At 64.4% G+C, this 19,358-nt stretch carries 13 protein-coding genes; 12 read left to right on the top strand and 1 reads right to left on the bottom strand.

Features of this window, described 5'->3' with window-relative positions; all coding sequences use genetic code 11:
* Positions 1 to 42: 42 nt before the first annotated feature.
* On the bottom strand, positions 43 to 1,227 hold the full coding sequence (gene nhaA, locus ABWY06_RS25825; protein WP_353928442.1) for a Na+/H+ antiporter NhaA: 1,185 nt from the start codon (positions 1,225 to 1,227) through the stop codon (positions 43 to 45).
* A 205-nt stretch (positions 1,228 to 1,432) separates the two neighbouring features.
* Between nhaA and ABWY06_RS25820 the strand changes: the two genes are divergently transcribed.
* The 12 genes from ABWY06_RS25820 to ABWY06_RS25765 all read left to right on the top strand — a co-directional run.
* Positions 1,433 to 2,341: a DMT family transporter gene (locus ABWY06_RS25820; RefSeq protein ID WP_502948259.1), complete on the top strand. Its 909-nt coding sequence runs from the start codon at positions 1,433 to 1,435 to the stop codon at positions 2,339 to 2,341.
* A 10-nt stretch (positions 2,342 to 2,351) separates the two neighbouring features.
* Positions 2,352 to 3,443: a PLP-dependent cysteine synthase family protein gene (locus ABWY06_RS25815; RefSeq protein ID WP_353928441.1), complete on the top strand. Its 1,092-nt coding sequence runs from the start codon at positions 2,352 to 2,354 to the stop codon at positions 3,441 to 3,443.
* Positions 3,444 to 3,671: 228 nt separating this feature from the next.
* Entirely contained in the window at positions 3,672 to 5,477 is a 1,806-nt protein-coding gene (locus tag ABWY06_RS25810) for a methyl-accepting chemotaxis protein (protein ID WP_353928440.1), read from the top strand.
* A 4-nt stretch (positions 5,478 to 5,481) separates the two neighbouring features.
* Entirely contained in the window at positions 5,482 to 5,943 is a 462-nt protein-coding gene (locus ABWY06_RS25805; protein WP_353928439.1) for a chemotaxis protein CheW, read from the top strand.
* Positions 5,943 to 7,220: a CheR family methyltransferase gene (locus ABWY06_RS25800; RefSeq protein WP_353928438.1), complete on the top strand. Its 1,278-nt coding sequence runs from the start codon at positions 5,943 to 5,945 to the stop codon at positions 7,218 to 7,220. The genes ABWY06_RS25805 and ABWY06_RS25800 overlap by 1 nt, the downstream gene beginning before the upstream one ends.
* A gap of 55 nt (positions 7,221 to 7,275) precedes the next feature.
* Positions 7,276 to 7,842, top strand: a complete 567-nt coding sequence (locus ABWY06_RS25795) for a chemotaxis protein CheW (RefSeq protein ID WP_353928437.1) — start codon at positions 7,276 to 7,278, stop codon at positions 7,840 to 7,842.
* Positions 7,839 to 10,019, top strand: a complete 2,181-nt coding sequence (locus ABWY06_RS25790) for a hybrid sensor histidine kinase/response regulator (protein WP_502948258.1) — start codon at positions 7,839 to 7,841, stop codon at positions 10,017 to 10,019. The genes ABWY06_RS25795 and ABWY06_RS25790 overlap by 4 nt, the downstream gene beginning before the upstream one ends.
* Positions 10,016 to 11,047, top strand: a complete 1,032-nt coding sequence (gene cheB / locus ABWY06_RS25785) for a chemotaxis-specific protein-glutamate methyltransferase CheB (RefSeq protein ID WP_353928436.1) — start codon at positions 10,016 to 10,018, stop codon at positions 11,045 to 11,047. Before ABWY06_RS25790 ends, cheB begins: the two co-directional genes overlap by 4 nt.
* A gap of 99 nt (positions 11,048 to 11,146) precedes the next feature.
* Entirely contained in the window at positions 11,147 to 12,172 is a 1,026-nt protein-coding gene (locus ABWY06_RS25780; RefSeq protein WP_353928435.1) for a diguanylate cyclase, read from the top strand.
* 408 nt (positions 12,173 to 12,580) lie between these two features.
* Positions 12,581 to 14,767 carry a type I secretion system permease/ATPase gene (locus ABWY06_RS25775; protein WP_353928434.1) on the top strand — a complete coding sequence of 729 codons (2,187 nt, stop codon included), beginning with the start codon at positions 12,581 to 12,583 and terminating at the stop codon, positions 14,765 to 14,767.
* A gap of 132 nt (positions 14,768 to 14,899) precedes the next feature.
* Positions 14,900 to 16,330 carry an HlyD family type I secretion periplasmic adaptor subunit gene (locus ABWY06_RS25770; protein WP_353928433.1) on the top strand — a complete coding sequence of 477 codons (1,431 nt, stop codon included), beginning with the start codon at positions 14,900 to 14,902 and terminating at the stop codon, positions 16,328 to 16,330.
* A gap of 138 nt (positions 16,331 to 16,468) precedes the next feature.
* Positions 16,469 to 19,358, top strand: a 2,890-nt coding sequence (locus ABWY06_RS25765; protein WP_353928432.1) for a calcium-binding protein, incomplete at its 3' end; no start/stop codon positions are given.

Raw genomic sequence — 19,358 nt, 5'->3', positions numbered from 1 at the left:
GTCGCCCACTGACAAGCACGCGCCGGGCACCGGGTGCCCTGGTCATGGCTGCGCGGTGCGGCCACGGCTGAAAAAGGCGGTGACGGCATAGCCGATCACCGCAGCCAGCAACGAGCCGGTGAGGATGCCCACGCGGTCCATGCCGGCGAATTCACTGCTGCCCGGTACGAAGGCCAGCGAGCCGACGAACAGGCTCATGGTGAAACCGATGCCGCAGAGGATGGCTACGCCCAGCACCTGACCCCAGTTGGCCCCCAGCGGCAATTTCGCCAGCTTGCTTTTCACCGCCAGCCAGGTCAGGCCGAACACCCCGACCGTCTTGCCCAGCAGCAGGCCCGCGGCGATCCCCAACGGCACCGGGTGCACAAAGCTGTCCAGGGTCATGCCCTTGAGCGGAACCCCGGCATTGGCGAAGGCGAACAGCGGCAGGATGCCGAACGCCACCCAGGGGTGCAGCACATGTTCCAGCGCCAGGGCTGGGGAGGGCGCACCGTCGCGGGGTCGCAGCGGGATGGTGAAGGCCAGCGCGACGCCCGCCAGGGTCGCATGCACGCCACTTTTCAGCACGCAGACCCACAGGCACAGGCCGATCAACAGATAGGGCGCCAGCTTGCTCACGCCCAGGCGATTCATCAGGATCAACGTGGCGAGGAAAAGGCTCGCCATGCTCAAGGACAGGGTCGACAGTTCGGTGGAGTAGAACAGCGCAATGACGATGATCGCGCCCAGGTCATCGATAATGGCCAGGGTCATCAGGAACAGCTTGAGCGAGGCCGGCACGCGCTTGCCCAGCAGCGCCAGGACCCCGAGGGCGAAGGCGATGTCGGTGGCCATGGGGATCGCCCAGCCCCCCAGCGCGCCCGGGTTGTTGGCATTCAGTGCCCAGTAGACCAGCGCCGGCACCAGCATGCCGCCGATGGCGGCGGCGCCCGGCAGGACGATCTGCGCCGGCTGCTGGAGCTGGCCCTCGAGCACCTCCCGTTTGACCTCCAGACCAATGATCAGAAAGAACACCGCCATCAGCCCATCGTTGATCCATAGCAGCAAGGGCTTGGCGATCTTCAGCGCGCCGACCTGGGCCACCACCGGGGTCTCGAGCAGGGCGTTGTACAGGTAGTCCAGGGGCGAGTTGTTGATGATCAGCGCCAGTACGGCGGCCAGGATCAACAGCAAGCCGCTGGCGGCTTCCAGCTGAAAAAAACGGGTCAGGGCGTTGCTCGGGGACAAAAGAAGGGCTCCGGATCGAGGTGGGCAGCTCACCACCCTAACCGCAGCCGCACCGACATAAAATAAAAATTATATTCTTTTTAGTTATAAGTGGATGGGGCGGTACGCCCCTGCCGTAACAGTTGGCGGGACTATCCAGGGGTCACTGTAGCTGGGCGTGCCTCGTCGGGGTTCCTATACTGGCGCCATCGAACCGGAGGTGGCAGTGGCGCATCAACAAGGGCGAACCCTGGCACTCGGGTGCCTGGTACTGGCCATGGCCCTGTGGGGCAGCTCCTTTATCGCGTTGAAATGGGCGTTCGCCGAGCTGCCACCCTTGTGGGTGATCTTTGGCCGCATGGCCTTCGGCAGCCTGGTGTTTCTGCTGGCGTGGCGCTGGCGTGGGCGAGTGGAATACCGCGCGGGCGACTGGAAATACCTGCTGGGCCTGGCGGCGTGCGAACCGTGCCTGTACTTCGTGTTCGAGGCCCTGGCGCTGCAGCACACCAGCGCCGCCCAGGCCGGCATGATCACCGCCCTGTTGCCCCTGCTGGTGGCGGTCGGGGCCTTTGTGCTGATGGGCGAACGTACCACCCGCACCACCCTGGCGGGTTTTGTGATCGCGGTGCTCGGCGCCGTCTGGCTGGGCCTGGCCGGTGAGCCCGACCGGCATGCGCCGTCGCCGCTGCTGGGCAATTTCTACGAGTTTCTCGCGATGCTCTGCGCGACCGGCTACACGCTGCTGCTCAAGCGCCTGTCGGCGCGGTATTCGGCGTTTTTCCTCACGGCCCTGCTGGCGTTTATCGGCGCGCTGTTTTTCCTGCCGCTGGCGGCGCTCAGTGCGCCGCTGCCGACCCAGGTCAGCCTGTTCGGCCTGGGCGCGGTGGCCTACCTGGGCGTGGTGGTCACGGTCGGCGCCTACGGTCTCTACAACTTCTCCGTCAGCCGGATGCCGGCCAGTCAGGCCTCGGCCTTTATCAACCTGGTGCCGGTATTTACTCTGGTGTTCGCCGTGCTGTTGCTGGGCGAGCGCCTCAATGGCCAGCAGCTGCTGGCCGCCGGGCTGGTGTTCCTCGGGGTGGGGTTGAGCCAGTGGCGCAACACCCCGGTGGTGCCGGTCGGTATTCTCGACTAAGGAAAACAGCATGAGCGACAACAGACAGTGGGCTCGCGAGGCGATCCGCATCATCGAAGCGGATTTCCAACGCAGTGCCGATACCCACCTGATTCCCCTGGCATTGCCCGGTCAGCCCGGGGTGGAGCTGTATTTCAAGGACGAGTCCAGCCACCCCACCGGCAGCCTCAAACATCGCCTGGCGCGCTCGCTGTTCCTCTACGCCCTGTGCAACGGCTGGCTGAAACCCGGCAAGCCGGTGATCGAAGCCTCCAGCGGCTCGACGGCGATCTCCGAGGCCTATTTCGCGCGGTTGCTGGGCGTGCCCTTTATCGCCGTGATGCCTGCCAGCACGTCGCCGGAGAAGATCGCCCAGATCACCTTCTACGGCGGGCAGTGCCACCTGGTGCAGGACCCCACCCAGATCTACGCCGAGTCCGAGCGCCTGGCCCGTGAGGGTGGCGGGCATTTCATGGACCAGTTCACCTACGCCGAGCGCGCGACCGACTGGCGGGCGAACAACAACATTGCCGAGTCGATTTTCCAGCAACTGCGCTTCGAACGGCATCCCGAGCCGAGCTGGCTGGTCTCCAGCCCTGGTACCGGCGGTACCCTGGCGACCCTCGGCCGTTATGTGCGCTACAGCCAGCATGCCACCCGGGTGCTGTGCGCCGATGCGGAGCGTTCGGTATTCTTCGATTACTACCGCAGCGGCGACGCGAGCTTGCGTCTGGAGTGCGGCTCGCGCATCGAAGGCATCGGGCGGCCACGGGTCGAGGCATCCTTTTTGCCAAGCGTGATCGACGCCATGTGCAAGGTGCCGGATGCGCTGTCACTGGCGGCCATGCACTACCTGGCCCGACGCCTGGGTCGGCGGGTCGGCGGCTCCAGCGGTACCAACCTGATCGGCGCCCTGTTGGTGGCCGAGGGCATGGTGGCGGCGGGTGAGTCGGGTTCGGTGGTGGCCATTCTCTGTGACGGCGGTGAGCGTTATGCCACCACCTATTACGATCCCGCCTGGCTGCAGGCCCAGGGTTTCGACCTGGACCCGCTGATTGGTGCGGTCGCCGCGTGCGCCGAACGTGGCGAGGCGCTGCCGGAGGTGCTGCGCGCGGCGATCTGACGCCGACGGCGACCCCGTCCGCTTGGGCCCGGCCTGCCAAGGGCAGTTGCGCGACGGGATTTTTCACGCCCCTGGCAAGACAGCGCTGCGTAACGACGACGATCAAGGCTATCCTGTCTCCAGGCGCGCCCTGGAGCGGGCGCCGGTCTGGCCGTCGAGGGAACGCAGCCTTGCAATGCCGACGCGGTGCGCGGCGGCCCCCTTACTCAGCACACGGGCGCCTGATTTATGCTCAGCAATATCCGCATTCAGCACAAACTGTATGCCGGCTTCGCCGCCATCATCGTGTTGCTGGTTCTCCTGCTCCTGATCGCCCATGACAACCTGAACCAGCTGACCGAGGCCAATGCCTGGGACCGCCACACCTCCGACGTGTTGCTGGGCGAAGCGGCGCTCGATGAGACGCTCCTGGAAACCCGCAATAGCGTGCGTACCTACTGGTACACCGGCGACGCCAGCGCGGTCGATTCCTTGCAGGAGCAACTGCGCGATCTGGAACAGGACCATCAGCACCTGCGGCAGCTGGTGGCGGACAACCCCGCGCAAGTGGCCCGTCTGGCCAGACTCTACGAGCTGACCGATGTTTGGAAACGCAGCGTGGTAGTGCCGTTGATGGACAAGCGGATGGCCGGTGGACTGTCGGCCGAGGTGCTCACCCAGGAACCGCTGATACGCCAGGGCGGCACCGCCCTGATGGCGATCCGGACCCTGTTGCATGAATTCAGCGGTGTGGAAAGCCAGTTGCAGCAGGAGCGCGCCGAGCGCACCGAGGCCCTGCGCAAGAACCTGGTGCTAGTGCTGACTTTCGGTGGGCTGGCCTGCATCGTCCTGGCCGCGGTGATCGCCACGCTGTTGTCGCGGGCCATTTTGCGGCCGATCAATGCCCTTACCGACAGCGTGTCGCGCATCGCGGCCGGCGAGGCGGGCGCCCGTGCCGAAGTGCTTAACCGTGACGAGCTGGGCCTGGTCACCGAAGAGTTCAACCGCATGGCTCAGGCCATCCAGGACAACCAGGCCCGGGAGCAGGCGGCCACCGACCTGCTGCGCAGCAACGTCGATGCCTTGCTGGCGGTGGTCTCGCGGGCCGCCGCCGGGGACCTGACCGGTACCATCAGCGTGCACGGCGAGGACGCCGTGGGCCAGCTCGGCAGTGGCCTGCAGCGGATGCTGGTGGACCTGCGGGCGATGTTGCTCAAGGTCCAGCGCGCCGGTATCGCGGTGACCTCATCGACCACCGAGATCGCCGCCTCTTCGCGTCAGCAGGAAGCCACCAGCATCGAGCAGGCGCAGACCAGCGTCGAGGTGCTGAGCACCACCAAGGAGATCTCCGCCAACGCCCAGGCCCTGGTCAAAACCATGGAGGAAGTGGTGCAGGTGGCCGACGAGACCACCGGCAGTGCCGAGCAGGCCCGCAGTAACCTTGGCCGCATGGACCAGACCATGCAACGCATGGTGCTCGCCACCGACTCGATCAACGACAAATTGGCCGCGCTGTCGGAGAAGGCCAGCAATATCAACAAGGTGCTTACCACCATCACCAAGGTGGCTGACCAGACCAACCTGTTGTCGCTGAACGCGGCGATCGAGGCGGAAAAAGCCGGCGAGGCGGGGCGCGGATTCTCCGTGGTGGCCACCGAAATCCGCCGCCTGTCCGACCAGACCTCGGTCGCCACCTGGGACATCGAGCAGATGCTCAAGGACATGCACTCGGCCGTTTCGGCCAGTGTCATGGGCATGGACAAATTTTCCGAGGAAATCCGCCGCAGCGTCGGTGAGGTCGCGACCGTCAGCGACCAGCTCGCCGATGTGATCGAGGAGGTGCAGAAGCTGCCCTCGCGCATCGAGATCGCCCTCGAGGGCATGCAGGCCCAGGCCGTGGGAGCGGGGCAGATCGCCGAGACCATCATGCAGCTGAACGACAGTGCCCAGCAGACCAGCGAAGCACTCAAGGCCACCAGCGAAGCGGTGCTGGTGCTGCAGCAGGCCGCCCAGGACCTGCAAAGCAGCGTGTCGACCTTCTCCGTGAACGCCTGATCTTATGCAGGTACTGATTTTCCACCTGGGCGCGGACCGCTTTGCCCTGCCGACCCAGCAGGTCGTCCAGGTCCTGCCGCTGCTGGCCACGACGGCCATCCCGGGTGCGCCGGCCTTTATCGCCGGCCTGATCAACTACCACGGTCAGGCTGTGCCGCTGGTCGACCTGCGTGCCCTGAACGGCGGCCAGGCCTCCCGCGAGCGGTTGGACACGCGCATCGTGCTGGTGGACTACCCTGGCAGCGAGGGAGCTGCGCACCTGTTGGGGCTGATCGCCGAAGGGGTGACGGGTACGGCGCGAATCGACGCCCGTCACGTGCGACCCTCGGGGGTGGACCTGCCGCAGGTGCCGCACCTGGGCCAAGTGGTCAGTAGCGGCGAGGGTATCCTGCAACTGGTCGAGGTGGCGCAGCTGCTGCCAGCGGCCGTCTGCGACCTGCTGTTCCAACGTCAGGCGGTGCCCTGATGGACCCGCGCGTGCTCGATCGACTGCGTCAGGTCAGTGGCCTGGACATGGCGCACAACATAGTCGAACGCGCCTTGCGCCAGCGCTGCCTGGCGCTGGATGACCACGACGAGCGCCACTATGTCGAGCGCCTGCTCAGCGACGACCTCGAGCTGGCGCGCCTGATCGATCTGGTGGTGATCCCCGAGACCTGGTTCTTTCGCGACCCGGCCGCCTTTGCCCATGCCGCGCAGTGCGCCTTGCAGCGGCACCAGGCCACGGGTCGTCGTGTCCGCCTGATGAGCCTGCCCTGTTCCAGTGGCGAGGAGCCCTACAGCCTGGCAATGGCGCTGCTCGATGTCGGCCTGGCGCCCCAGGCGTTCCAGATCGAGGGCCTGGACATCAGTCCGCCCAACCTGGCCAAGGCCCGTCAGGGCCTGTATGGACGCAACGCTTTCCGCGGTCAGGCACAGGCGTTTCGCCGGCGTTATTTCGACGCCCGCGATGAAGGCCTGGAGGCGCTGCAGCCACGGGTCCGCGAGCGGGTCGAGTTCGCCCAGGGCAATATCCTGCAACTCAACCAGGCCGAGCGCCGTGGCCAGTACGACATTCTGTTCTGCCGCAACCTGCTGATCTATTTCGATGAACCGACCCAGGCGCAGGCGATCGCCACCCTCGATCACCTGCTGGCCGACGATGGCCTGCTGTTCACCGGTATGGCGGAAATGGCCAGCTGCGGGCGCCACGGCTTCGTCAGTGCCGGCGTGGCCGGCGCCGCCGCCATGCTCAAGGCGCGCGCGGTCGACGCACACACAGACCCGGGCCCGCGGGAGCCGCGCGCGGCCAAGCCACCGCGTGTCGGTAGCCCTCGCCCGCGGCGCACCCGCGAGGTGGCTGCTGAACGTCCTGCGCGGTCAGGCGCTGCCAGCCTGCCCAAGGTGGACGCGCTCGCAGCCCTTGCTGCGGAGCTGCCGGTTGGCGTCGACACGCTGTTAGTGCAGGCCCGGCGCCTGGCCGACAGCGGTCAGCTGGCACAGGCGCAGGCGTTGCTGCAACAGCTGCTCAGTGAGCAGCCGAGCACGGCCCAGGGGCATTTTCTGCTGGCCCTGGTCTGCGAGCCGCAGGACCCGCGCATCGCCGAGCGGCACCTGCGGCGGGCCATCTATTTCGAACCCGGGCACTACGATGCCTTGTGCCACCTGGCGCTGCTGGTCGAGCAACAGGGCAACGCCGAGGAAGCCGCGCGGCTGCGCCAGCGTGCCGGGCGGGTGCTGAAACGTCGGGAGAGTCAACCGTGAAGGCCGTTTTGGGTGGTGCGTCGCGTGCGGCTGCACAACGCCGTGGAGCATGGTCATGACTGCGACCCCCACTGACAGCCTGCTGCAGCAAGCCATCCCGGCCAATGCCCGCGAGGACTGGGCGCGCCACTATGCCGAGCCGTTGGCGGACGGCGTGGTGCGCGACCAGGCAGCCCTGGTGTTTCGCCTGGGGGCGGAGTGGTTGGCGTTGCCGGCCCGGCTGTTCGTTGGCGCGGCGGATCCGGGTATCCCGCACCGGCTGCCCCATCGCGGCGGGCCGGGGTTGCTCGGCATCGTCTGCATCCGCGGCCAGCTGTATCCCTGTATCGCCCTGGAAACGCTGTTGGGCATCGCCGTGGCCGAGGCGGCGCCGCTGACCAGCGGCGCGCGTGGCTTCGCCCGTCACTTGCTGGTGACCCTGGGCCACCAGACCTACGCCTTCGCCGTCGACGAAGTCATGGGCCTGCAACGTTACGCCCGCGCCGAGTTGCACGATGCACCGAGCACGGTCAGTGGTCAGTTGCGGCCCTTCCTGTGGGCGGTGCTGGACATCGAAGGGCGCCAGGTGGGCGTATTGGTCGCCGACCGGCTTGAGCAGATGATGCAGGAGGCCTTGCTGTGAGCGAGCCGCCGCTGCCCGATTACAGCGCCATGTCGCTGTTCGACCTGTTTCGCAGCGAGGCGCAGAGCAATGCCCAGGTGCTGAACCAGGGCCTGTTGGCGCTGGACCACGACCTGGACGACCTGGGCGTGATCGAGCCGCTGATGCGCGCCGCCCATTCGATCAAGGGCGCGGCGCGCATCGTCAACCTCGAGCCCATCATCGGTCTGGCCCATGCGATGGAGGACTGCCTGGTGGCGGCCCAGAACGGGCAGCTGCGCTTGACCAAGCAGCACATCGACCAGTTGCTGGTTGGCGTCGACCTTATCGGCCGTGTCGCCGCGGTGGACGAAGCCCAGAGCGCGCACTGGTTACGTGAGCAAGCCGCGGCGCTGGCCGCGGTGGCCGCCGCGCTCGCCGAGCCCCAGGCGGTGGTAGCGCCGCTGCCGCAGACCGCGTTGACACCTGCGCCAGCGACGTCCCGTGGGGGCCTCGCCAGCCTCGAGGCGCCGGTGGCCGAAGCCTTCAAGGTGGGGGCGCAAAATTTCGACCAGATCCTCGCCTTGGCCAGCGAGACCCGGGTCATCGGCCATAGCCTGCAACCGCTGCTCGGCACCCTGCAAGGCTTGAAAATGGCCCAGCAGCAGTGGTGTGCCGGGTTGGCCCTCGGCAGCGAGCAGGAGCAGCTTTTCGCCCAGCTCAACCAGCAGTTCGGCGAACAGCTCGATGACCTGGAGCGCTTTGAGCGGCGCTTGCTGGCCGCCAGCCAGGGCATGCTCGACGAGGTGCTGGCGGTGCGCATGCGGCCGTTTCGCGACGCGGCCCAGGCGTTTCCGCGACTGGTGCGCGACCTGGCCCGCGGCCTGGGTAAGGAGGCGCGCCTGGAAGTGGAGGGCCTGGACACGCGCATCGATCGCGAAGTCCTTGCGCGCCTGGAGGCGCCGCTCAATCACCTGTTGCGCAACGCCGTCGACCACGGGATCGAGGAGCCCGAAATCCGCCTGGCCGCGGGCAAGCCGGCGGTCGGTTCGGTCCGGCTGGAGGCCCGGCATGTGGCCGGCCAACTGCATATCCAGCTCAGCGACGATGGCCGCGGCGTGGACCCTGAACGCATCCGCCAGGTGGTCAGGGAGCGTCACCTGGCCCAGGCCCATGTCGATGAGCTGGACCAGGCCGAGTTGCTGGAGTTTCTGCTGCTGCCGGCCTTCAGCCTGAAGACCACCACCAGCGAACTGTCGGGCCGCGGCGTCGGCCTGGATGTCGTGGCCGATACCTTGCGCCTGCTCGAGGGCCGGGTCTTGCTGGAGTCCTTTCCCGGTCAGGGCTTTCGCACCACCCTGGTGTTGCCGGTGACCCGCTCGATCGTCCGGTCGCTGGTGGTGACCATCGCGGCCGAGGCCTATGCCCTGCCCATCAGCCATATCGAACAGGTGTTGCGGCTGCCGGCGACCGCCATTCACCTGCTCGAGGGCAAGCAGTTCTTCCTGCTGGACGAGGCCCGTATTGGCCTGGTCGCCGCCGAGCAATTGCTCGGCCTGGGCAGTGGCGCCGAGCCGGACGATGAGCTCTGGGTGCTGGTCATCGGCAAGGGCGCGCAGCGCTTTGGCCTGGTCGTCGAGGCAGTGCGGGGCGAGCAAAGCCTGGCGGTGAAGTCCCTGGAAAGTATCTTTGGCAAGTTGCGCGATATCGCCTCGGCGGCGGTGCTGGAAGACGGCACGCCGGTGCTGGTGCTGGACGTCGCCGACCTGTTGGTGGCCATCGACAAGCTGTTGGGCGAGGATCGCCTGCAGCAGGTCAGCGGCGGCCGCCAGGGCAGCGCGCGACAGGCCAAGCGCGTGCTGGTGGTGGACGATTCGCTGACGGTGCGTGAAATGGAACGCAAGCTGTTGCAGAGCAACGGTTTTGTCGTGGAGGTGGCGGTCGATGGCATGGATGGCTGGAACGCGGTGCGCAGCGGCGAGTTCGACCTGTTGGTCACCGACGTCGACATGCCGCGCATGAACGGCATCGAACTGGTGGAGTTGATCCGCAAGGACGTGCGCCTGCACAAGCTGCCGATCATGATCGTCTCCTACAAGGACCGTCCCGAGGACCGCGCCCGTGGCCTGGAGGCCGGTGCGGACTATTACCTGACCAAGGGCAGTTTCCACGACGATGCCCTGATCGACGCGGTGCATGACCTGATCGGTGACCCATGAAGATCGGAATCGCCAATGACCTGCTGATCGCCACCGAGGCGCTGCGTCGCTTGCTGGTGGACGACGGCCAGCACCAGGTGTTGTGGGTGGCCCACGACGGCGAGCAAGCGGTCGTGCGCTGCCGCGAGCAGCCCGTGGACCTGGTGCTGATGGACCTGCATATGCCGATCCTCGACGGGGTCGAGGCGACGCGGCAGATCATGTTGGAGGCACCCTGTGCGGTGCTGATCGTCACCGCGACGCCGGACGACAGCACGGGCGCGGTGTTCCGCGCCATGGGCGCCGGCGCGGTGGATGTGACCGCCACCCCGGCACTGGGGGGCGGCCAGGATGGCGGGGCGTTGTTGCGCAAGATCGCCACCATCGAGCGCCTGGTGGGCGCCACCCGGCGCGCGCAAGCACGACCGTCGAACGGGGCCATGCCCTCTGGCGAACCTCGCATCAGTGCCGCTGACGCCAAGCTGCTGGTGGCGCTCGGCGCCTCCACCGGCGGGCCGTCGGCGCTGGTCAAGGTGCTGGCGGACTGGCCGGTGGCGCCCGACACCGCGGTGGTGATCGTGCAGCATATCGACCGGCGCTTCGTCGACGGCTTTGTCGGTTGGCTGGCCAGCCAGGTGCAATGGCCGGTCGAGTTGGCCCAGGCGGGCGCGGCACCGCGGCCCGGTTGCATGCATGTGGCCCAGGCCGAGGATCACTTGGTCCTGACCGCCGACGGCCGTTTCGCCTATGACCCCCATCCGCTGGACTACCCGTTCCGGCCCTCGGTGGATGTGTTCTTTCACAGCCTGGCGCGGCACTGGCGCGGCAAGGCGATCGGCGTGCTGCTGACCGGCATGGGCCAGGATGGCGCCGCCGGGCTGTTGGCGCTGCGCCAGGCCGGGCAGTTGACCCTGGCCCAGGAGCGCAGCAGCTGCGCCGTCTATGGCATGCCACAGGCCGCGATCAAGTTGCACGCGGCCCATCTGATTTTGCCACCGCTGGCGATCGGCCAATGGTTGCAGGCGGGCGGCAACGCCCCCGCTGTTTAACCCGAGGTTATCTGGCAATATGCTACGTACATTGGCATTGACATTGAGGGTGACGCGGCAGCCTAGTACCTCGACCGCATTCGCAAGGGTAACCGCCTGATGTCCGATCATGATCTGCTGCAGCCCTATCCCGGGACCCCGCACAAGGTTCGGGTACTGCTGGTCGACGACCAGTTGATCATTGTCGAGGCGGTGCGGCGCCTGCTGGCCGATCAGGACGATATCGAGCTGCACTATGTGTTGGACGCCACGGCGGCGATTCCCCTGGCCTTGCAGCTCAAACCCACGGTGATCCTGCAGGACCTGGTGATGCCCTTTATCGACGGCTTCGACACCGTCCGCAGTTTCCGCCAGCACCCCGACTTGAAGGACATCCCGATCATCGTGCTGTCCTCCAAGGACGACCCCAGCATCAAGGCCCAGGGCTTTGCGGTCGGGGCCAACGACTACCTGGTCAAGCTGCCGGACAAGCTCGAATTGCTGGCACGCATTCGCCACCATTCTGAGGCCTATATCCACCGCTTGCAGCGCGACGAAGCCTTTACCTTCCTGCGCGAGAGCCAGCGGCAACTGGCCGAGGCCAATATCCAGTTGCAGAAGTTGGTCGCGCTGGACGGCCTGACCGGCATCGCCAACCGCCGCTGCTTCGACCAGACACTCGACGACGAGTGGCAGCGTGCCCAGCGCCATCAGCACAACCTGGCGTTGCTGTTCTGCGACATCGACCACTTCAAGCTGTACAACGACACCTACGGCCACCTTAATGGTGATTTCAGCCTGAAGAAGGTCGCGGCCGTGCTCACCGAGCACCTCAAGCGGCCTGGTGACCTGGTGGCCCGCTACGGCGGCGAGGAGTTCGTCGTGCTCTTGCCGCAGACCGACCTGGACGGCGCCTTGGCAGTAGCTGAAAGCTGCCGCCACGGCGTCGAGCAACTGAAGTTGGTCAATGCCCAGGCCCCCAGTGGTTTCGTGACCCTCTCCATCGGTGCCGGTTGTTGCATTCCCCAGCCGGGGGACAGTTATGACAGCCTGATCGCCCTGACCGACCGCGAGCTGTACCGGGCCAAGGGCAACGGCCGCAACTGCGTGATGGCAGTGGAGTCCCTGGCGCTCGCCAAGCCTTAGGGCGGCCTCGGGGCGCCGTTTAGCGCCCGCCCGCCACGGGTCCATGACGTACTGCCTTTGGCGAGTACGCCCTACGAGATTCGTAGGAGGGATGATGGTGTTTTTATACTGTCGCCGCACTGGGCAATGGACCACCGCAAGGGCTGTGTGGCACCGTTTATCGGAGAGTGGAGATCCGATACAATAACCGTGGAGTAGCGCCGGTTTTGTGCAGGCCGCTTTGCCGATAAAGTGTAATGTCATTATGATGTTGATCTGCCTCCTCGAGGTGGCTCAGGCCAGGGATAGCCCTCTCCGTCGTCCGTTGTATCCCTCGTTTTTTTGATTTTCGCCAACAGTTCAGCTCGTTGCCGCCTCTGCGCGGCAGGCCGTTCTGCGTGCAACGGACGCCGTACGCCGGGACGCCCCATGACCGATCAGCCTCTTTCCCCCAGCGACGCCGAGCGCAGTGCAGAGCCCAAGGGCGAGCCCACGGCTGCGCTCGACACCGGCCTTGCTTGCCTGGTGATGTTGGCGCGTTTCCATAACCTGGCTGCCTCCCCCGAACAGTTGGCCCACGAGTTCGCCGAGGACGGTCGGCCCTTCGCCGTGCCGGAACTGCTGCTGGCCGCCAAGCAACTGGGGCTCAAGGCCAAGGCCGTGCGCAGCACGGCGGAACGCCTGGACCGCACGCCACTGCCGGCCCTGGCGGTCGGCCAGGACGGGCGTTTTTTTATCATCGCCCGGCTGGACGAAGACGGCCAGGTGCTGATCCACGACCCGCTGACCCAACGCCCCGAGGTGCTCAGCAGCGATGCGCTGCAGGCGCGCTGGAGCGGCCAGTTGCTGCTGCTGCGCTCGGAAGCCTCGCTGGCTGGCGAGCTGAGCAAGTTCGATTTCACCTGGTTTATCCCGGCCATCGTCAAGTACCGGAAATTGCTGGGCGAAGTGCTGCTGGTATCCCTGGTGCTGCAGATATTCGCGCTGCTGACGCCACTGTTCTTCCAGGTGGTGATGGACAAGGTGCTGGTGCACCGTGGGCTCAGTACCCTGGACGTGATCGCCGTCGGCCTGCTGGGCATCATGCTGTTCGAGACCGCGCTGTCGGGCCTGCGCACCTATGTGTTCGCCCACACCGCCAGCCGCATCGACGTCGAACTGGGGGCGCGATTGTTCCGCCACCTGGTGACCCTGCCGCTGGCCTATTTCCAGGCGCGGCGGGTCGGCGATTCGGTGGCGCGGGTGCGCGAGCTGGAGAATATCCGCAGCTTTCTCACTGGCAACGCCATCACCCTGCTGCTGGACGTGCTGTTCTCGGTGGTGTTTATCGCCGTTATGTTCGTCTACAGCGGTTGGTTGACCCTGGTGGTGCTTTTGTCGCTGCCGCTGTACTTCATCGTCTCGCTGCTGATCACGCCCTTGTTGCGTGCGCGCCTCAATGAAAGCTTTAGCCGCGGTGCGGAAAACCAGGCGTTTCTGGTGGAGACCATCAACGGAATCGACACGCTAAAATCCATGGCGGTCGAGCCGCAGATCACCCGCAAATGGGACAACCAGTTGGCCGGCTATGTGGCCGCCAGTTTCAAGACCCAGACCCTGTCGACCCTGGCCAACGAAAGCGTCGGCCTGATCGGCAAACTGGTCACCGTGGCGACCCTCTGGTTGGGCGCGCGCCTGGTGATCGACGGCGACCTCTCGGTGGGCCAGCTGATCGCCTTTAATATGCTGGCCGGGCGTGTCTCCCAGCCGATCATGCGCCTGGCTCAGCTGTGGACCAGCTTCCAGCAGACCGGCGTCTCGGTGCAGCGCCTGGGCGATATCCTCAATGCCCGCACGGAATTGTCCCAGGCCACCCGCAGCGCCCTGCCGCCGCTCAAGGGCGCCATCGAGTTCGACCAGGTGCAGTTCCGCTACCGCCCCGACGGCTCCGAAGTGTTGCGTGGCATCAGCCTGAGCATCGGTGCCGGCGAGGTGATCGGCATCGTCGGCCGCTCCGGCTCCGGCAAGAGCACCCTGACCCGCCTGCTGCAGCGGCTCTACACCCCCGAGCGCGGCCGCGTGCTGGTGGACGGCATGGACCTGGCCCTGGCCGATGTCTCCTCCCTGCGCCGGCAGATAGGCGTGGTGCTGCAGGACAATATGCTGTTCCACCGCAGCATCCGCGAGAACATCGCCCTGGCCGACCCGGGCGCGCCCCTGGACGCGGTGATGCACGCCGCGCAGATGGCCGGCGCCCACGAGTTTATCCTCGAGCTACCGGAGGGCTACGACACCGTGGTCGGCGAACACGGCGCTTCGCTCTCCGGCGGCCAGCGCCAGCGCGTGGCCATTGCCCGCGCGCTGATGGGCAACCCGCGCATCCTGATTTTCGACGAGGCCACCAGCGCCCTGGACTACGAGTCCGAGCGGGTGATCCAGCAGAACATGCAGCGCATCTGCCAGGGCCGCACGGTGATCATCATCGCCCACCGCCTGTCGGCCGTACGCGACGCCAACCGCATCATCGTCATGGACCGCGGGCAGATCGTCGAGCAGGGCAGCCACGCCGAACTGCTCGGCCACCAGGCCGGTCACTACTCGCGCCTGCACCGGTTGCAGCAAGGTGGCGCTGCGTAGGCCGCAGCCAAGATCACACGACTGGTTTTTTTCTTTTAATGTTTTTATGCGTTGGGCTTATGCCATGAACTTGTCTTTTGCAGTGTATTGCGCGGCCGTGTGTTGCAGCCTCTTCGTGCTTCGGGGGCGGCCATGAGCACCGAAAAAACCAGTGCGCGGCGCGACCTGCTCAACCGCTACCGGCAGAGCTGGAACCATGCCTGGCAGCGGCGCAAAAGCATGGATGCACCCAAGCGCCTGCGCCACGAGGTGCAGTTTTTGCCCGCCGCCCTGGCCCTGCAGGACCAACCGGTGCACCCGGCGCCGCGCATCATCCAGTGGCTGCTGATGGCCTTTGCCGCCTTGGCGCTGCTCTGGGCCTGCCTGGGCAAAATCGACGTGGTCGCCACCGCCAGCGGCAAGATCGTGCCCAGCGGCAAGAGCAAGGTGATCCAGCCCAACGATGTGGCCGTGGTCAAGGCCATCCACGTGCAGGACGGCCAGCGGGTCAAGGCCGGCGACCTGCTGGTGGAACTGGACGGGCAGATCACCGGCGCCGATGTGCAACGCCTGAAAAACGACCGCCTGGCCGCCCAGGTCGACGCGGCCCGCGCCGCGGCGTTGCTGGAGGCCATCCAGAGCAAACAGCCACCGGCCTCCCTGGCCGCGTTGATCCCCGAGGCCAGCCCGGCGCAGCAACAGGCCGCCCAGCGCTGGCTGCAGGGCCAGTACCTGGAACTGAGCAGCCAGCTGGAACAGGTGGACGCCGAGATCGAGCAGCGGGCCGCCGAGCTGCACAGCGCCCGCGGCACCGTCAGCGCGCTGCAGATTACCCTGCCGATCACCCGTCAACTGGAAACCGACTACCAGCGCCTGCTGGAAAAGAACTTCGTGGCCAAGCACGCCTACCTGGAAAAGCAGCAGATCCGCCTGGACCAGGAACGCGAGCTGGCCCTGCAGCAGTCGCGGGTGCAGGAAGTCAGCGCCGCGCAAAAGGCCGCCGCGCGCCGCCGCGAAGGCGTGCTGGCGCAGACCCGCCGCGCCATGCTCGACCTGCAGAGCGAGGCCGAACAACGCAGCGCCGCCCTGGCCCAGGAACTGAAAAAGGCCGAGCAACTCGACCGCCTGACCCAGCTCACCGCGCCGGTGGACGGCACCGTGCAGCAGCTGGCGATACACACCGACGGCGGTGTGGTCACCGAGGCCCAGCCCTTGATGGTGATAGTGCCCAGCGACCAGCCGGTGGAAGTGGAGGCCATGCTGGAGAACAAGGACATCGGCTTTGTCCGCCCCGGACAGGAAGTGGAGATCAAGGTCGAGACCTTTACCTTTACCAAGTACGGGATTATCCACGGCACCGTGCAAAGCATCTCCAACGACGCCATCGAAGACGAAAAACGCGGCCTGGTCTACAGCACCCGTATCCTGCTTAAGGAAAGTCATATCCAGGTTGGCGAAAACTTGATTGCCCTGTCCCCGGGTATGGCAGTGCGCGCCGAGGTGAAAACCGATAAACGCAAGGTCATCGATTATTTCCTCAGTCCGTTGAAGGAATATAAGGATGAGAGTTTGAAGGAGCGGTAGAGGTGTCCGGCAAGATGCTGTTGTAGTGAGTTTGCGGGGTCGGGGTTTTAAATTATTTCGCATGTCGGGCGGAAATTTTGCGTATTGCTATGATGATGCTATCGCAAGCTTTAATTTATTATTTTAAGGAGTATATAGATGAGTGGTGACTGGAATTATAGCAGGGACGGTAATATTGTAACGGTCACCAATTCTAACGGTGGGCAGATGTCCTATGATACATCTGATGAAAGTATGAGTGGAGGAGGTCTTTCTACTCAGGAAGCTGCTGATGCATTGGAAGAATTAGATGAGTATCTTGAATTGGTGCCAGGAAGTTTGCTCACTAAATTTCTTAATAAGGCGGATTTTATAGATGGTTATGTGAAGTCGAAAATTCCAGTTGTATGGGCCAATAGAAACCAGAGCCGAATTCGTGAGGATATGTTAAATGCGAAGGTTAATCCTGAGGTTAATGTAAGCTTTACTGACGCTAAGCAAGTGGTATCGAAGCCCGACCCCCTTACCTTGGACCTCGACGGCGATGGAATTGAGACCGTTGCTGCCAATAGCGGTATCGTCTTTGATTTCGATGGTGACGGCCTCAAGACCGGCACCGGCTGGGTCAAGGGCGACGACGGTTTTCTGGTGTTGGATCGTAATGGCAATGGCCGTATCGATACCGGCAAGGAACTGTTCGGGGTCGATACCGTCAAGGCCAACGGGCAGAAAGCCCTTGATGGTTTCGATGCCCTGCGTGACCAGGATAAAAACGCCGACGGCATCTTCAATGCCCAGGATGCGTCCTTTGCCGCGGTGCGGCTCTGGCAGGATAAAAACCAGGACGGTATCGCCCAAGCGGGTGAGCTGAAAACCCTGGCCGAGCACAATATCGCTGCGATCAACCTGACCGCCACGGTGGTTAGCCAGAATTCCAACGGTAATTTGATCAGCGCGCTCGGCAACTTTTTTCGCACCGATAGCAGCGAAGGCGAGGTCAATGCCAACCAGAGCCTGGCGGCCAACCTGGACCTGGTGTCCAACCCCTTTTACCGCGAGTTTACCGATCATATTCCGCTGGATGCCGTGGCCCAGGCGCTGCCAACCATGCGAGGCTCGGGGGCGGTGCGCGACCTGCGTGAAGCGGCGATGCTAAATGGCGAGCTGAAAGCCCTGCTTGGCCAATATGCGCAATTGTCGACGCGCCAGGAACAATACGCCCAAGTCGATAAAATGATCGAGGAGTGGGCGCAAAGCTCCAGCTTCCGTATGTTCGATCAGCGTATCAACGATATGGATAGCGAGAAATTTGATTTCAATTTCTGCTATTCCTGGGAGATGCGCCACCCCGATGGCAGCAGCACCGGTATGGTCCCCACAGCGGAAAAATTGGAACAAAAGGCCCTGCTGGAGAAAATAAAATTTCTGGAAGTGTTTAATGGCCAGGATTTTTTCAAGTTCACCAGTGCAGTCAAGACTGAGGGTACGGCGGTCACCAAGGTTAACTACAGCATCCAAGCCGGGGCATTATCCTCCGGGTCTGGCAGTGCTGGCGGCGTTATGGCTCCGGATGCGGGGCCGTCCAGTGTTTATCTCAGCGAAATGGCTTTTAAAGTCGATGCCGATCAGGCACGTTTTATCAATCAGGCCTATGAGGCGCTGCGCAATTCCATCTACCAAGGCTTGGTGCTGCAAACGCGCCTTAAGGGCTATGGAGATCTAGTTCGCTTTGATCTGAATGAGTCTGGCATGAAGCTTGATTACTCAGCTGTCACTGAGCGATTGGCGGCACTCAAGCAGGTCGACGCGGTGAAAGCCATTGTCGATTTGGTCGATCTTCGTTCAACAGTGGGCGACAACGCGAGTCTCTCGCAATGGGCCGGTTTATTGAGTGACTGGTTACCGCAATTGTCCGGCGAGCAGCTGCTGAAGCTCAAGGATGCATTTGGTCCCGATACCCAGGTGCTGATCGACGGCGCCGGCAATACCCGGATGGAAGGCAAGGCGGGCTACGATTTCTTGCTTGGGAATGCAGGTGACGATTACCTGAATGGCGCGGGTGGACGTGACCAGCTGGATGGCGGCGACGGTCATGACCGCCTGAACGGTGGAGACGACAACGACGTGATGTTGGGGGCCACCGGTAGTGACACCCTGTATGGCGACGGGGGCGATGACCATTTGCTGGGTGGTGACAATGACGATCGCCTCAGTGGCGGCAGCGACAACGATACCCTTGAAGGTAATGCGGGTATCGATAACCTAGGTGGTGGGGATGGCAACGACTGGCTCGACGGCGGCGTGGGCAATGACAACCTGAGCGGTGACGCCGGTTCTGATACCTATTACTTTGCCCGCGGCTGGGGCCAGGACATTATTTCCAACCGAGACCTCGGGGCCAGCAGTGTGGACGTCCTCCAGTTCGCCGAGGGTATTGCCCCGGGCGATATTGGTATCAAACGTTCGGGTTCAGACCTGATCCTCTCCCTGACGGGCAGCACCGACACGGTCAAGGTCGTGAATTACTTCAGTGGCGACGGTGTCGGCGACGACAACCTGGAACAGATCCGCTTCGCCAATGGTACGGTGCTGAGCATCGCCCAGGTCAAGGGGCTGGTCCTGCAAGCGACAGCGGGTAACGACACCCTGGTCGGCTACGCCACCGATGACTCGGTCAGCGGCGGTGAGGGTAACGATCTCCTCTACGGCCGTGCCGGCCATGACCTGATCGAAGGCGGTCTGGGTGACGACCTGGTGTTCGCCGAGGACGGCAACGACCGTGTGCTGGGTAGCGAGGGTAATGACAGCCTGCGAGGCGATGCGGGTAACGACAGCCTCGAAGGCGGCGTGGGCATCGATAACCTTTATGGTGGGGATGGCGCCGATTGGCTCGAAGGCGGCGTGGGTAACGACAAACTGAGCGGTGACGCGGGTTCAGACATCTATTACTTTGCCCGCGGCTGGGGTCAGGACATTATTTCCAATGGCGACCTCGGCGCCAGTAGCGTGGACACCCTTGAGTTCGCGGCGGGGATTGCCCCGGGTGATA

The sequence above is a fragment of the Pseudomonas sp. genome (assembly GCF_040514055.1).
Taxonomy (GTDB): domain Bacteria; phylum Pseudomonadota; class Gammaproteobacteria; order Pseudomonadales; family Pseudomonadaceae; genus Aquipseudomonas.
Note: the sequence above shows the minus strand (reverse complement) of the source record. Positions and strands in the feature narration are given on the sequence as shown.

Coding starts and splice junctions, on each gene's coding strand:
- ABWY06_RS25815 (WP_353928441.1), top strand. CDS start 2,352: ATGAGCGACAACAGACAGTGGGCTCGCGAGGCGATCCGCATCATCGAA.
- ABWY06_RS25810 (WP_353928440.1), top strand. CDS start 3,672: ATGCTCAGCAATATCCGCATTCAGCACAAACTGTATGCCGGCTTCGCC.
- ABWY06_RS25805 (WP_353928439.1), top strand. CDS start 5,482: ATGCAGGTACTGATTTTCCACCTGGGCGCGGACCGCTTTGCCCTGCCG.
- ABWY06_RS25800 (WP_353928438.1), top strand. CDS start 5,943: ATGGACCCGCGCGTGCTCGATCGACTGCGTCAGGTCAGTGGCCTGGAC.
- ABWY06_RS25795 (WP_353928437.1), top strand. CDS start 7,276: ATGACTGCGACCCCCACTGACAGCCTGCTGCAGCAAGCCATCCCGGCC.
- cheB (WP_353928436.1), top strand. CDS start 10,016: ATGAAGATCGGAATCGCCAATGACCTGCTGATCGCCACCGAGGCGCTG.
- ABWY06_RS25780 (WP_353928435.1), top strand. CDS start 11,147: ATGTCCGATCATGATCTGCTGCAGCCCTATCCCGGGACCCCGCACAAG.
- ABWY06_RS25775 (WP_353928434.1), top strand. CDS start 12,581: ATGACCGATCAGCCTCTTTCCCCCAGCGACGCCGAGCGCAGTGCAGAG.
- ABWY06_RS25770 (WP_353928433.1), top strand. CDS start 14,900: ATGAGCACCGAAAAAACCAGTGCGCGGCGCGACCTGCTCAACCGCTAC.